At 41.8% G+C, this 15757-nt stretch carries 12 protein-coding genes; 10 read left to right on the plus strand and 2 right to left on the minus strand.

Annotated features, from left to right (window positions below):
• Positions 1–236: 236 nt before the first annotated feature.
• Together msrB and ACT3QR_RS07725 are read left to right on the plus strand one after the other, a co-directional pair.
• Positions 237–1451, plus strand: a complete 1215-nt coding sequence (gene msrB / locus ACT3QR_RS07720) for a peptide-methionine (R)-S-oxide reductase MsrB (protein WP_444520765.1) — start codon at positions 237–239, stop codon at positions 1449–1451.
• Between the two features lie 221 nt (positions 1452–1672).
• Positions 1673–3247 (plus strand): YadA-like family protein, encoded by a 1575-nt coding sequence (locus tag ACT3QR_RS07725; RefSeq protein ID WP_444520766.1) that lies wholly within the window; start codon positions 1673–1675, stop codon positions 3245–3247.
• A 129-nt stretch (positions 3248–3376) separates the two neighbouring features.
• Here ACT3QR_RS07725 and folE read toward each other — a convergent pair whose 3' ends face one another.
• Complete coding sequence (folE, locus tag ACT3QR_RS07730; protein WP_444520767.1) at positions 3377–3973, minus strand: GTP cyclohydrolase I FolE; 597 nt, start codon at positions 3971–3973, stop codon at positions 3377–3379.
• Between the two features lie 541 nt (positions 3974–4514).
• Here folE and ACT3QR_RS07735 point away from each other — a divergent pair.
• Complete coding sequence (locus tag ACT3QR_RS07735) at positions 4515–5324, plus strand: enoyl-ACP reductase FabI (RefSeq protein ID WP_444520768.1); 810 nt, start codon at positions 4515–4517, stop codon at positions 5322–5324.
• Positions 5325–5461: 137 nt separating this feature from the next.
• Positions 5462–6145, plus strand: a complete 684-nt coding sequence (locus ACT3QR_RS07740) for a YoaK family protein (RefSeq protein ID WP_444520769.1) — start codon at positions 5462–5464, stop codon at positions 6143–6145.
• A gap of 98 nt (positions 6146–6243) precedes the next feature.
• Here ACT3QR_RS07740 and ACT3QR_RS07745 read toward each other — a convergent pair whose 3' ends face one another.
• Positions 6244–6396 carry a hypothetical protein gene (locus ACT3QR_RS07745; protein WP_444520770.1) on the minus strand — a complete coding sequence of 51 codons (153 nt, stop codon included), beginning with the start codon at positions 6394–6396 and terminating at the stop codon, positions 6244–6246.
• Positions 6397–6844: 448 nt separating this feature from the next.
• Between ACT3QR_RS07745 and ACT3QR_RS07750 the strand changes: the two genes are divergently transcribed.
• The 6 genes from ACT3QR_RS07750 to hrpA all read left to right on the plus strand — a co-directional run bounded on the left by ACT3QR_RS07750 (position 6845) and on the right by hrpA (position 15699).
• Positions 6845–8266, plus strand: coding sequence for an SLC13 family permease (locus ACT3QR_RS07750; protein ID WP_444520771.1), 1422 nt, complete (start codon positions 6845–6847; stop codon positions 8264–8266).
• 158 nt (positions 8267–8424) lie between these two features.
• A complete protein-coding gene (locus ACT3QR_RS07755) occupies positions 8425–9465 on the plus strand; it encodes an alpha/beta fold hydrolase (protein WP_444520772.1) in 1041 nt (346 codons plus the stop codon).
• Positions 9458–10252, plus strand: a complete 795-nt coding sequence (locus ACT3QR_RS07760) for a metallophosphoesterase family protein (RefSeq protein ID WP_444520773.1) — start codon at positions 9458–9460, stop codon at positions 10250–10252. Before ACT3QR_RS07755 ends, ACT3QR_RS07760 begins: the two co-directional genes overlap by 8 nt.
• A gap of 84 nt (positions 10253–10336) precedes the next feature.
• Entirely contained in the window at positions 10337–10924 is a 588-nt protein-coding gene (locus ACT3QR_RS07765; protein WP_444520774.1) for a DUF1543 domain-containing protein, read from the plus strand.
• 1 nt (position 10925) lies between these two features.
• Positions 10926–11243, plus strand: a complete 318-nt coding sequence (locus ACT3QR_RS07770; RefSeq protein WP_444520775.1) for a hypothetical protein — start codon at positions 10926–10928, stop codon at positions 11241–11243.
• A gap of 223 nt (positions 11244–11466) precedes the next feature.
• Positions 11467–15699, plus strand: a complete 4233-nt coding sequence (gene hrpA / locus ACT3QR_RS07775; RefSeq protein WP_444520776.1) for an ATP-dependent RNA helicase HrpA — start codon at positions 11467–11469, stop codon at positions 15697–15699.
• The last annotated feature ends 58 nt before the right edge of the window (positions 15700–15757 follow it).

Genomic DNA, 15757 nt, shown 5'->3' on the forward strand with positions numbered 1-15757 from the left:
CTTTCGAGAATGGGCTTTTTTAATGCATTTGAGATAATAAAGCTTTAGTCTTATTTCTATAGTTAACTCATACTAAAATATATAACCGTTATCAATTAATCCTTTAATTTATCTTGTGATTACACTCAGTTAATAAAAAATATCTTAATAAACTGTAAATATATAACAATATAGGAATGTTACAGTGACACAAAATCGTTAAGATATTTAAAGGATATTACGCTTAGGAGCTTTTTATGAACCGCATATTACCGTCTAAAATTATAGGGTTAGTTATCATAGCGAGCAGCGCGATTTACGCAGGCTGCGCATCAACTGAAAGTAGCTCTACTGTAAAAAATACAACTGCCGCTAATCCCTATGCACCGACTACACCAGGATTAGCAGTAGCCACGGTAGCGGGTGGGTGTTTTTGGTGTGTTGAAGCAGGTTACGAGAAAATCCCTGGTGTGGTAGAAGTAGTGTCTGGCTATACGGGTGGTACCGCCGAAAATCCAACCTACAAGCAGGTGTCAGCAGGTGGGACCGGCCATACAGAAGCGGCGCAGGTATATTATGATCCTAAGAAAATTACTTACAATGGTATAGTACAGGCTCTATGGAGAATCGCAGATCCTACTGATGATAAAGGTCAGTTTGTCGACCGCGGTACACAGTATCGTCCTGCTATTTTTTATGATAATGCGCAAGAAAAGAAAATTGCAGAAGCTGCTAAGCAATCACTACAAGACTCTGGGGTATACGAAAAACCAGTAGTGATTGAGATTGTTCCTACTAGTACTTTTTATCCTGCTGAAGAGTACCATCAGGATTACTATAAAAAGAATCCGATACGCTACAAAGCTTATACTTTCAACTCTGGTCGTTATCAATTCATCGAAAGTGTCTATGGTAAAAACTATGAGATTGATTTTAGTAAGTTTACGCCTACAGCAGATAGCACACAGCAAGTGATGATGAACGTCACGTCGGATAGCAAAGTAAGCAAAGGTTTTAACCCAGATACATTCGCAAAACCCTCACAAGATGCGCTAAAAAAATCGCTCAATGATATTCAGTATAAGGTCACTCAAAAAGAAGGGACCGAGCGCGCCTTTGATAATGAATACTGGGATAATAAAGCGCCTGGATTGTATGTAGATGTCGTATCTGGTGAGCCACTGTACTCTTCTCGTGATAAATACAAGTCCGGTACGGGCTGGCCGAGCTTTACTCGTCCATTGGACACTAGCTTAGTGGTGGAAAAGCCGGATCCAGGCATATTTGGAACCCGTACTGAAATCCGTAGTCGTTACGCGGACTCGCACGTAGGTCATGTGTTTGATGATGGTCCAGCACCAACAGGTAAGCGCTATTGCATGAATTCAGCGGCGCTGCGTTTCGTTCCACTTGCAGAAATGGAAGCCGCTGGTTATGGAGATTGGGTCGATGAAGTCAAACCAGTTGGTTAATTTATATTAATTTAATAAGTTTAAAACGCTCACTATTGCTTAAACAGCATAGTGAGCGTTTTTTTTGTTATTTATAATAATATTTCTAATAAGTATCAAAATGTATTCTATTAATGTCCTTTGTGTAATATAATTAATCGAAATGTATAAATTTAGTTAATAGACAATTTAAGGTTTTTAGCGTTTTGAAACATCTAAACTCACATGAGAGGGCACAAGCTATGTTAAAAAATTCACAGGATCCTGTTGTAGATACAGCCGTAGTTAATTCTACTTGTAAAGAAGATCATAAAGCAGGTAGGAAGGCATCGTATCTAGCAATGAGTATGTTAGCTATTAGCAGTATATGTCTAACAGCAGAAACTGTAGCGGCAGATTGGATGACTATTTCCGACTGTGTACATGGTTTTGGATTCGGCAGTACTGAGCCGGTTTGTAACGAACAACTGGCAGAACTGACAACTGGCGGAACTGGCGCCAAGGGGGATAAGGGCGACATCGGTCTGACTGGTGCTAAAGGCGAAACTGGCGCTCAAGGCGAACAAGGTATCCAAGGTCTGACTGGTGCTAAAGGCGAAACTGGCGCTCAAGGCGAACAAGGTATCCAAGGTCTGACTGGTGCTAAAGGCGAAACTGGCGCTCAAGGCGAACAAGGTATCCAAGGTCTGACTGGTGCTAAAGGCGATACAGGTGCCCAAGGCGAACAAGGTATTCAAGGTCTGACCGGTGCTCAAGGTGAAACTGGTGCCCAAGGCGAACAAGGTATTCAAGGTCTGACCGGTGCTAAAGGTGAAACTGGCGCTCAAGGCGAACAAGGTATTCAGGGTCTAACCGGTGCTAAAGGCGATACAGGTGCTAAAGGTGAACAAGGTATTCAAGGTTTAACTGGCGCTCAAGGTGAAACTGGTGCCCAAGGCGAACAAGGTATTCAAGGTCTGACTGGTGCTAAAGGCGATACAGGTGCTAAAGGTGAACAAGGTATTCAAGGTCTGACTGGTGCTAAAGGTGAAGCAGGTAAGGATGCTAATATCAATATTGCTGTACAAACCTCTAATAGTACAACCACACCAGCCCAAGCGACCGGCAAAGATGCTATCGCGATAGGTAATGGTGCAGTAGCTGAAGGCAGTCAATCTATTAGCATCGGCGTAGGTAATTTGGTAACAGGTAAAAACTCTGGCGCGATTGGTGATCCAAGCACAGTCAGTGGTTCAGGCAGCTATAGCTTTGGTAATAATAATACGGTAACTGGCAACAACACGGTCGTTTTAGGAAATGGCATTAGTACTACAGTCAACAACGCAGTCGTTGTTGGAAGTGATTCAACATCAACCCGTGATAACACAGTGTCAGTTGGAGCAGCAGGTAGTGAGCGTCAAATCATCAACGTAGCAGATGGCACACAGGATACGGATGCAATCAATCTCAGACAATTGAATACAGCAAGTGTTAAAGCAGTAACCGATGCTAATACCTACACGGATAATAAATATGATGTCTTGAATAGTAGTTTTCAAAACTATTCTAATGGTGTAAATCGCCGAGTAGATGATGTAGAAAAAACGGCAAATAGTGGTGTGGCGATTTCTCTAGCTACGCAACAAGCTATTCCTAATCTAAGACCAGGCAATGTGGCTGTGTTTGGTGGCATGGGTCATTATGAAGGACAAAGCGCTGTTGCTATTGGTGCTGCCACTATGTTGGATAATGGTCGAACATCAGTCAATGGTGCATTTGGTTTTGCTGATTCAAGATTCGGTGGGCGAGTTGGTGTGTCTTATATCTTCGGTCAATAAGCATTTTTTAGTTCATTCCTATATTAATCTATTGTAATCACACAGTAGGTTTTACCCAAATAAAAAGGACGCATCAGCGTCCTTTTTATTTGGGTATTGTTCAAAGCAGAATAAACAATTAACAGCAATTTAAAACGCTGGTTGACGCTTAGGCACAGCACCCAAAAACTCATTGCGTGCTTGATTATTATGTTGGTATTCGCCAAGCATAGCGGTGCTACGTGTGGTTGAATGCTGTTTGCTAACACCGCGCATCATCATACACATATGTGATGCATCCATAACGACTGCCACGCCGCGGCAGCCAGTGACATCCATAATGGTCTGTGCAATCTGCTCACTTAGGTTTTCTTGTATTTGCAAACGACGAGCATACATGTCGACGATACGAGCGAACTTTGACAGTCCTAGTACTTGTCCATCAGGTAAGTAGCCGATATGAGCGATCCCATGGAACGGTAGCATATGATGCTCACACAATGAATAAAACTCAATGTTCTGTACCAGTACCAGCTCACGATTGGCTGATGGGAAGACAGCATCATTGACTACTTCTTCTATGCTTTGATGATAGCCTTGGGTTAGATGTGCAAAGGCCTTTGCAGCACGTACTGGCGTATCTAACAAACCTGGACGATCTAAGTCTTCGCCAGTTGAAGCAATCAGTTGGCGATAAGATTCGGTACTTTCTTTATAATCTGGGGTTATGATGGGGGTGTTACTCATAAGTTTGGCAGCCATCCAAAATGTGGGTGTAGCTTAACGTTGAATCCTATCATGTGAGGATTCTTATAAAAATTGTGCAAGCTGGGAAGGGCTGTGATTATACTCGAAATCTGCTGAACTTCATACTGCTGTGGCTAGCAGTTAAGGCTTTAATCAATAAAGGGAAGTCTAGTACCTAATCTAAACGGTCATAGTGTTAATATTTGAAATACGGTTTTCACCATAATACAAGTGAAATATTATAGTCTGTGCGTTTTGTTTCGAAGCGTTGGTGCTAAAATGTATTTTAGTAACTCGCAAAAAACTCTCATTGTCGATACTACTTCAAGTAATAAGTCTTTGTTAGAGTTTTCATTCTATTGGTTGATGGTATTCACGAATCCAATAACAAGAACCAAATACAGTTTACGACTGTTTACTTAAATTAATTCGTGTATAATAACCCATCTTTTCATTTGTACTATTTAGTAGTCTCAATCTTCTAATTACTCTAAATAAATTCTTATTCTAAATCATCTCAATTGATTCAAAAGGAAATCTTATGCTATTGCAAGGACAACGATTTGTCGTAACTGGCATCGCAAGTAAACTCTCTATCGCTTGGGCTATCGCAGAAGCGCTACACCGCGAAGGGGCATCACTAATCCTGACTTACCCGAACGATAAAATTAAAAAACGCGTCGATATGGCCGCTGAAAAATTTGAAGCAGATTTGGTTTTAGAGTGTGATGTCGCCTCTGATGAGTCGATTGCTGCTTGTTTTGAACAAGTAACTGCTCACTGGGGTGACGGTATTGATGGTGTGGTTCATGCAATTGGATTTGCACCGATGGATCAGCTTGATGGAGATTTTGTTAGTGCAACGACTCGTGAAGGCAGCCATATAGCGCATGACATCTCTAGCTATAGCTTTGTTGCATTGGCTAAAGCAGCTCGTGAATTATTAGCGATGCGCCATGGTTCTATGTTGACCTTGACCTATGAAGGCAGCATTTCAGTATTGCCAAACTACAATGTCATGGGTATGGCAAAAGCCAGTCTAGAAGCCAGTGTTCGTTATTTAGCAACGTCTATGGGCGGCGAAGGTATTCGTGTTAATGCGATATCTGCAGGCCCTATCCGCACGCTAGCAGCTAGTGGCATCAAGTCTTTCCGCAAAATGCTTGATATTAGCGAAAAGATTGCGCCACTACAACGCAATATCACCCAGACAGAAGTAGGTAATGCAGCATTGTTCCTGTTATCTCCTTGGGCGTCTGGTATCACAGGTGAGATTATGTTTGTTGATGCAGGCTTCAATACGGTTGCTATCAGTGAGCAATTAATGACGCTTGATGAGCCAGCGAAGTAATAATTGTCATCAATGATATGTTTGATAATAGAAAAGACAGCCAATAGGCTGTCTTTTCTGGTTATACTATGAGTCTTTTTAGCAATGGGCTTTTTTAGCAGTGTGCCTCTTTAGCTATGTACTTTTGAGCGAGAGATATGATAACCAAATTACCAAAGTGGATACTATGGGGCGGGGCAATTCTGGCATTTAGTGCCGGTTGTGTGAATACAACGGCATTGATGGGGTTCGCTAATTTATCGGTGTCACACGTCACTGGTAATGTGAGCCTGTTTGCAGCGGCTATCGCTCATGCAGACGCACGTAGTATTTTATATATTGGTACTTTGTTGCTGTCTTTCTTGGCAGGCGCTATACTGAGCGGTTTTGTCATTGGGCAGACGTCATTGAAACTCGGTCGTCGTTATGGGCGAGCGCTATACTTAGAAGCAGCATTACTGTTGGTTAGTTATTGGTTATACCAGCAGCATGATTATTTAGGACAATTGGCGGCAGCGATGGCCTGCGGATTACAAAACGCGATGGTAGCAACTTATAGTGGGGCGGTCATTCGTACCACTCACCTGACAGGGTTGACATCGGATATGGGGGCGGCAATCGGTAATTGGCTTGCCGGCCGCTCTATCAGTAAGCCAACTTTAGGGTTTCAAGCGGTTATCTGGTATTGCTTTTGCGGCGGTAGTACAGTAGGTGCTTTCTTGTTTGCTACAATCAGCTATGATGCCTTATTTGTTCCCATTGCTATTGTTTCGACAGCAGCATTCGTATATAACTATGCTTCAGATCATCTGCCAGAAGTTAGAGAGCCAAAAAAAGGATAAGCGCTTATCATAATGATAAACGCCTATCTTATTTACTATAAACCTTCTGTAGGTTCATTTAAGTATAAAGTAGCAAGCTACTAAAACATTCTTTTATTTTAGTCTTTATGATCTTCGTGCTCATGCATTCCTTGCATCATATCAAGCATAGAGTCGTCAGTACGTTGTTGATCTTCTTTGGCTAAGCCATCTTGGTTGATGTCTTTTGGTGCCATTTTAGTCGTTGAGTCTGTTTTATTCGAGTCTGTCATAAAGTACTCCAGTGTTTTTATTTGATCTTTAATAAAGATATCTTGGCTAAAGATTTATTTATTAAGGCTTTTATTTTACTTGTCTAGTATGAAGTGTGATTATAATGTTGTACATATACAGAGTACACTTGTTTAGTGACTGTGTGTAACTGATGATGTAATCAACAATGCAACTAATAAAGTAACTGATAACTAGGTATGCCGATGGCTAGCATAAGTTGTAAAAAGACAAGTTTTAATATGCATGTCTCAAGCGCTGCTTGTAGATAGTTAAATGTAGAGTATTACCAATAATAAGTATTAATAGTAAGTCATAAGTTTTTCATCGGTGCTTTCGATTTTATGTTTTCTTCAATGGTAATGTGTTTATCAAAACACACACCAACCAGTAATTTATGTTTTTATCTTGAGGTTTCTTACACCGTCTTTTATTCAATAAGGACATTCTATGTCAGAGCAAAAGCTAGATAGCCATCTTCCTAATGATGGCAATGAGTATTTATTTACTGATACCTTCCCAAAAGGTACAGGCAAAGGGTTAATTGTTGTCGCAATTGCAGCGATTATTGCGATGGTTATCTATAATGTTTTACCATTTGATATCAATGCCAATAAAGGTCTTGCTTTGCTGTTTTTTATCGGTGTACTGTGGTTAACAGAAGCAGTGCACGTGACTATTACGGCGCTACTGGTAGTGGTGGTAGGAGCCTTGATAGGTATACCAGATTTTGATGCCAAAATAGGCTTGCAAAGTTTCGCTAGTCCGACTATTTACTTATTCTTTGGTGGTTTTGCGCTAGCTGCTGCTTTACACGTACAACAGTTGGACAAAAAAATTGCATTAAAGATTCTATCAATGTCAGGTGGTAAGCTTAGTACGGCCGTATTCTTGATATTTGGTGTGACAGCATTTCTATCAATGTGGATATCAAACACAGCCACGGCGGCGATGATGCTGCCATTAGCCCTTGGTATTTTGACACAGGTTGATCGTGAGAAAGATCGCGGTACATTTGTGTTTGTATTATTGGGTATTGCTTATTCAGCGAGTCTGGGTGGTTTGGGTACGATCGTTGGTTCACCGCCTAACGCTATTGCAGCCAAAGCACTTAATATTGCTTTCGTCGATTGGATGAAGTTTGGTATACCAATGATGTTGGTGCTATTGCCATTATTATTGGGTGCGATGTATTTATTCCTTAAGCCCAATCTAAATCGTAAAATTACATTGGTTGAAGAGACTCCTATAGCTTGGAATAAGCCACGTATAGTGACCATTACTGTCTTTGTTATTACTGCATTGAGCTGGATATTCTCTAAGAAAATCGGTGCAGCATTAGATATTTCTGATACGGATGCTATTATTGCTTTATCCGCAGCAGCAGCAGTAGTGAGCTTAGGATTGGTATCGTGGAAGCAAGTTTCTGACAATACTGATTGGGGCGTACTCATGCTGTTCGGTGGCGGTATTGCACTATCGACAGTTTTGAAAGTCTCAGGTGCGTCTTTAGTACTTGGTGAAACGGTCGCTAACGCATTGTCTGCGGCACCACTGATGGTGGTGATGATTGCGATATCTGCATTTATTATCTTCTTAACCGAGTTCGCTTCTAACACGGCATCTGCTGCATTGTTGGTGCCAGTGTTTGCTGCTATCGCTGAGCAGATGGGCTTGCCTCATGAAGTACTCGTACTAGTCATCGGTATCGGTGCATCATGTGCCTTTATGTTGCCAGTTGCGACGCCACCAAATGCTATTGTGTTTGGTACTGGTTTGATTAAACAGACAGAAATGATTCGCACGGGTGTTATATTAAATATTATTGCTACTATCGTTATTGGACTATGGGCATACTTCTTCTTAATATAATTAAGTAGTCACTATAATTACAGTCATACGTGCTTATCGATACTGAAGCCCCAATGTTCAAGACAAGTTGAACATTGGGGTTTTTTGTTGCTTATCGTATTGGATAACGGTATAGAATGTTTGTCATTCACGTCATTTTATTAAATGGATTTGATCACATGGCACTGTATTTATTAAAAGCAATGGTTCTTATAGTACTAGGTACAATTGCCCTACTGATTGTATTTATAGCGAAATATTGGGCGCCTGATCGTGCTGTCACTGAGCTAAAACGATGGCAACTGCCCAACAGTGAATTTATAGACATACAAGGTATGCAGGCACACATAGCGCTGCCAGGTAAGTGTGATACAAACCTTAATAAGGTATCAATGGTCAAAGCGTTTAACGCTGAACCTAAAATAATATCGTCTAGAATGAAACCACCTGAAACAATCGTTTTGTTACATGGAACCTCGGCAAGTCTGCATACATGGGAAGGTTGGATAAAAGCACTGTCTGAGCAGTACTGTGTCGTAAGTATGGATCTACCAGGATTTGGTCTGACCGGTCCTTATGTGGACGAACGCACACACTATAGCTACGAAAATTATGCTACGTTTGTCATTCAAGTGCTCAATCATTTGAAATTAGATCGTGTCACACTTGCAGGTAACTCATTAGGGGGTAAGGTAGCGTGGCGTACGGCAGCTTTGTATCCTGAGCGTATCAGTCGTTTAATATTGGTGGATGCAGTTGGCTATTCAGTAACGCCAAAATATGTTCCTATTGGTTTTAAGCTTGCTAAATACCCAGTGATGTCACCAATTATAAATCGTATTCTACCCAGAAGTGTCGTCGAAAAAAGTGTTTTAAGCGTGTATGCAGACGATAGCAAAGTAAACGACGCTTTGGTTGATAGGTATTATGAGTTGACCTTGCGACAAGGTAATCGGCAAGCATTAAGTCGTCGCCTAAATGAGATTGATGATGATAGTGACCAAGCGCAAATAAAGCAGTTAGATATACCGACCTTAATATTATGGGGTGCAAAAGATGACCTCATTCCTGTAGAAAATGCCATGTTGTTTCATAGAGACATACGTAACAGTCAACTTAAGATATTTGATAACTTAGGTCATATACCACATGAAGAAGATCCGTTAGCAACTGTTGAAGTTGTAAAGCAGTTTTTGAGTAGTGAGTTAGAAAATGAATAATTTAGAAAAGAAACAGATAACAACCATCGCCGCGATTTCAGATATTCACAGTAATGTCTATGCTCTTGAAGCTGTGCTTGCCGATATAAGACATCGAGGTGTTGATCAGATTGTCAATCTTGGTGATATTTTGTATGGGCCAATAGCACCTAACGCTACCTATGAGTTATTGATGGCACATCAAGATGACATTATTACCATTAGAGGCAATCAGGATAGGCAGATTTATGAAGCTACTACGGCAGAAATTACTAATAATCCAACTATGGATTTTATTGTCAAAGACCTCTCTAAAAAAGCGATTGAATGGATGCGATCTTTGCCATTTGATTATCATGTAAATGAAGATGTATACCTTTGCCATGGTTCGCCGACTGATGACATGACGTATTTGCTAGAGGATATCGAAACGGGTCAGCCAATAGTGCGTAATGATGAGACTATATTGGCGTTGCTTGGTGGTATTGATAGTGCGGTTATCTTATGTGGTCATACACATATTCCGCGAACAGTAATGCTAGCATCAGGACAAACTATTGTGAATAGTGGTAGCGTTGGCTATCCAGCTTATGAAGATAATTTACCTATCATACATAAGATGCAAACTTATTCACCTCATGCGAGTTATGCGCTTATCAAGTGTATAGAGACTCAACAAGGTAAACAATGGCAAACTGAGCATATCAAGGTCGCCTATAATCATGAAGCAGCAGCAAGTCTTACTCTAAAAAACGGACGTGAAGATTGGGCGTTTGCATTGAAGACAGGTAGAGTCGCTCCAGTATGACTGTATTTGAGCACATGCTATCTGGCAGTGATAGCATTACCTTGAGATTAACTATGAATTTTTATTTAATAGAGATGACGTAACATGCTAACACTATATATGGTTCAACTGGGTGGTCGTCCTAAGGGTCGTTTGATTGAGCAACACGATATTTTCTTTGGCGTCGCTAATCAAGTAAGTGAGCTGGTAGAAGATATCAATCAGTATTGGCCAGAGGTCAAAAATAAATGGCACATTGATTCGTATCGAGCGATTACTAACGTTGATGGCTATACGATCAAACTGGTCAAATCAGGTGCACAAGTAAACAAAAATCCTAACCTGAAATTATTTTTCATAAACTTGGGTGGCTATCAACAGGGCAGTTTTGAAGAGTTTCATTATAAGCTTCTGATTGTGGCCACAAGTCAGGCAGAGGCTATTAAGCAGGCAAAGCAAAGCGACTTTTATAAACAGTTTACCTTTAAAGATGATGATTCACCTTTCGATGCCGCGTCACATATTGATGATAAGTTCGAAGTGGATATAGATGATATCTATAATGTGAACGATCTACTCTTAAATGTTCAGCTATTGATTGAGCCTATCGTGATTACTGACGGTGTTGATCTCGAAGAGGACAAAGAATACATTGGTTACTTGAGTATTAAAAATTTAAGGAAATTACCCTAATATGTCACTAAATATGTATTATAAAAATGGAATGTTTTTAAAAACGCACTGCCAAATATCTGATGAAATGTTGCCTATCCTTTATCAGGTTCACGGTAATGCTAATTTCCCGCAATTAACGTGGTTGATTGACAATATTTATGAAAACTCACAGATTCAGCCGGATATCGCTCGGGCGTTAGCTAATGAGATGGTAGAATTTGAAAAACTAATACTCTCGTTACACCTTCCTTTTCCTAGGTTGGCACTGCAGAAAATGCACACCTTTTTTATGGGGTCTGCCACTAGCCAACAGATTATCCATACTAGTAGTGATTAGCTTTCTTATTTAGACCATTTATATGCCTTTAAGTGTTTGAAATTTAATGTTCATAGCCTAACTCCTGCTTCATTGAATACTGCTTATTAGGGTAGGGGTGCTATGGTTTTCTCGATCATAGCAAAACGCCAGCTTTGCAACCGAACATCATAACTACCTTGAATCACTCTCTATTTGCCCTCATAATCTAATCACTTCTACACAATAAATAGCCTAAGCAAATATGCCCAATAATTCCAAGCTCAATACTCCTGAAGACAACGGTTTAAACGCATCTACCGTCAATGAAACTCAAGATACTAAGAAGCCAGCAGTATCACCGGTTGATTTACCAGTTCTCGCTAAAGACAGCTATTACTTAAGTCGTCTCGAACGAGAGCTGGCACGTGCTGCTGTGTCTAAAAATAAAAAAGCTAACCATGATTCTAAGCAGAAGAATAATTCAGAGGATGTACTTGCGAAAAAACGTGCTGAGTACGAGAAAGTAAAAACGCGCTCTCAAGAAGCCGTGCAGGCGCGTATCGATAGCATTCCCAGTGATTTACCAGCTAAGCTGAATCTGGATTTGCCTGTTAGCCAACGAGCAGAAGATTTGGTACAAGCGATTATAGATAACCAAGTCATTATCGTCGCTGGTGAGACAGGTTCTGGTAAAACGACGCAGCTGCCCAAGCTTGCGATGCTAGCTGGGCGCGGTATCACTGGACAAATAGGGCATACACAACCAAGGCGCTTGGCTGCTCGTAGTGTAGCGAACCGTATCTCAGAAGAGTTAGGCGAGCCATTAGGTAATACCGTTAGTTTTAAGATTCGCTTTAATGAGCAAGGCTCAGCGCAATCTGTTGTTAAATTAATGACTGACGGTATTTTACTCGCTGAATTAGGGCATGATCGGTTTTTGAGTAAATACGATACGATTATCATCGATGAGGCGCATGAGCGTAGTCTAAACATCGACTTCATTATGGGTTATCTCAAAAAGATGCTGCCCAAGCGTCCAGACTTAAAAGTCATTATCACTTCTGCAACTCTTGATACCAAGCGCTTTAGTGAATACTTTAGCCATTATGACAATAAGCTCAAACGGCAAGTCCCTGCGCCCATTTTTAATGTAGAGGGGCGTAGCTTTCCGGTGGAGGTTCGCTATCGTCCCCTAACGGATGAGCCAGTGAACAGCTCAGAAGATGATAGCTACGATGATTTTGAAGAGAATCTACCGCGTGCTGTGGTTGCTGCTGTCGAGGAGTGTTTTAGTGATGCCCAGAGTAAAGGTCACGCCGATCAAGCGGATATCTTGATATTTGCTGCGACTGAAGCAGAAATTCGTGAAACGCAAGAAGTGCTTGAGCGTCATGGTCCACGCCATACTGAAGTCTTACCACTATTTGCACGGCAGACTTATGAAGAGCAGCAGCGTATCTTTCAGCCATCGGGCCGAGGCCGACGTATTGTTATCGCGACCAACGTTGCTGAGACTGCATTGACCGTACCAGGTATTCGCTACGTGATCGACTTAGGCTTTGCGCGGATTTCACGTTACTCGTATCGCTCGCGCGTACAACGTCTACCAATTGAAGCAATCTCACAAGCAGCTGCCAATCAGCGTAAAGGCCGCTGTGGCCGCGTTGCGCCAGGTGTATGTATTCGCCTTTATTCTGAGGAGGACTTTAGCGGTCGCCCTGAGTTTACTGAGCCTGAAATTCTACGTACTAACTTGGCATCAGTAATATTGCAAATGGCCAACCTACGTCTAGGCAGTGTGGATGATTTCGCGTTTATCGAGCCACCTGATAGTCGACTGGTCACTGATGGTCATAAATTACTAGATGAATTGGGCGCGATTACTTCTAAAAAAGACATTGCTGCTCAAAATAAAGTCAAACAGCCGAAGCGTCAAAAAGGGCTTGAGCAGTTGCGCTTGACAGCAACAGGTCAGAAAATGGCACGTATGCCAATCGATCCAAGGCTGGCACGTATGCTAGTCGCTGGTTCTGACTTTGACTGTATTCGTGAAATGCTTATCGTTGTGGCAGCGCTCGCTGTGCAAGATCCCCGCGAGCGCCCTGCCAATAAACGCACGCAAGCGGATCAAAAGCATGCGGTCTTCCGTCAAGACGATTCTGACTTTTTGTTTTATTTGAGTCTGTGGAAGGCGCTGTTTGAAAAGGATGAAGACGGTAATAAATTGTCCGGAAATCAGCGTAAGCAATTTGCTAAAAAAAACTATTTAAGCTTTCCGCGAGTACGTGAATGGCATCAAACACACCGTCAACTGGTACAGATGGTTACTAATCTTAAGTTAACCGACGTCAATGACTCAAAAGCCTCTGATAAAAATGTGGCTGTCAACGATCCAACAGCGATCGAAGACGAAGAACAAAAAGCAGTCAAATATGCCAATCTGCATAGAGCATTATTGACAGGTTTATTGTCTATCATAGCGCACAAGACTGAAAGCCGCGGTGAGTATTTGGCTGCGCGCCAGCAAAAGGCTAAGATATTCCCAGCAAGTACCGTGTTTAAACAAATACCCCCTTGGGTAATGGCATTTGAGATGGTGGAAACATCACAGGTCTTTATGCGTACCGTTGCCAAAATCGAACCTGAATGGATTACCTCAGCGGCAGGTGATTTGCTGAAATATCACTATTTCGAACCACACTGGTCTAAGAAAACAGGACGCGTCAAAGCTTACGCTCAGATTAGTTTATTTGGCCTGATTATTATTAGTAAACAGCTGACTAACTACGAGCAAGTTAATTTGGTCGAGTCACGAGAGATATTTATTCGTGATGGCTTAGTGACGGGTAATTTTGGTCGCAATGCACCGTTTTTGCAACATAACATGGATAAGATTGCCCATGTTGAGCGTATTGAAGATAAGCTGCGTCGCCGTGATTTGTTAGTCGATGAAGAGACGCTCTATCAGTTCTATGATAAGAAAATCCCTGAGCACGTTGCCAGTCGAAAAGCGTTTGAAGACTGGCGTGCAGAAGTCGAAAAGCACGATACCAAGCATCTATTCTTTACTGATGAAGATGTACTTAATAGCCAAGCGCCGACCACAGGTGACTTCCCAGAAGTTTGGAAGCTGGGCGATTTAAGATTGCCGCTTCGTTATGTTTTCGATCCCGCCAGCGATGATGACGGCGTGACCATACGTGTACCGCTTGCCGCATTACCACAGCTCGATGCGATTGAGCTACTGTGGGGCGTACCTGGTTGGCGTTATGAATTGGTCTTGCAGCTGCTCAAGTCATTACCAAAAGAGATACGCCGTCAAATCGTACCGATACCTAATACGGCAGATAGCTTGTTTGATGAGTTGCAGCCAGAAGGTGGACAAGGATTGCTGAAGCAGCTATGTCAGGCATTGCATCGTCGCGGTATCATGTCGGTGACGCCAGAGAACTTCAATCCATCGACGATTGACCGTTATTTGCAGCCACAAATTTGCGTGGTCGATGAGAAAAACCGTATCATCGAAAAAGGCCGCGACCTACAAACCCTACAGATTCGTCATGCATCTGAGACCAGTCAAGCGGTAAATGAGCAGCAAGGCGTGCATACTGAGTTTCCTGAGCATTTTGCTTTTAGTAAAAACCACCATAGCGCAGGCGTGGTGATGAAACAGTTCGCGGCGCTGGTCGCTGATGAAGCAGGAGAGGCTGTATCGATTCATCAATATACTGATGTTAATGCAGCACTCCAAGCACACCGTATTGGTGTGCTGACTTTAATAAAAGGCAAACTTGGTGCAAAGAAAAAGCAATTAACGAGCCAAATAGATAGTATATTTAAACTGGCATTTGCACCACTTGGCGATATGGATAAACTCAAAACGATTGTTATAGATGCTGCGTTAGACGCGGCTCTTGAAGAGCATTATGTTTTATTTGATCATTCTGAGAGTCTACCAGAAAGCGCTGATGATATCGCAGTTGGATTGAGTGAAGAGCTACCGTTTACCGCTGAGGAATATACCCAGACGCTTGAAGTAGTAACGAGTAACTTCTTATTAACTGGTCAAAGTATCATTAAAACACTTAAGAATGTTTATACTCGTTGGCAACGTATTCGCCAAGGGTTACTAATGTTAGATCGTGAAATATTTGGTGAGTCTATCGACGATATCGAAGATCAGTTAGAAGATTTACATTTGGCTGATTTTGTTTATCGGATGGATTATAGCCATTGGCAACAGTATCCACGTTATCTTGAGGCACTACAGATTCGACTGGAGCGTCTGGAGCACAATCTTGACGCCGACCTCGATGGGGTTTACGCGCTTGACTTGCATATGGAGCGCCTAGCAGGACGTGCGGACAAGGAAGCCATCAGTGAGTATCGCTGGATGGTAGAAGAGTATCGTATTCAACTGTTTGCTCAGCCTATGAAAACTCGTATGGCTGTATCACCCAAGCGTCTAAGCAAAATGTGGGATAAGCTGAGTTAGGCTAAGTTTTAGTTTCGTATGGTACGTTATGTTCGTGAGCACACATTAGTTTTATGAT

The organism is Psychrobacter sp. AOP7-B1-25 (assembly GCF_052376195.1).
GTDB lineage: Bacteria > Pseudomonadota > Gammaproteobacteria > Pseudomonadales > Moraxellaceae > Psychrobacter.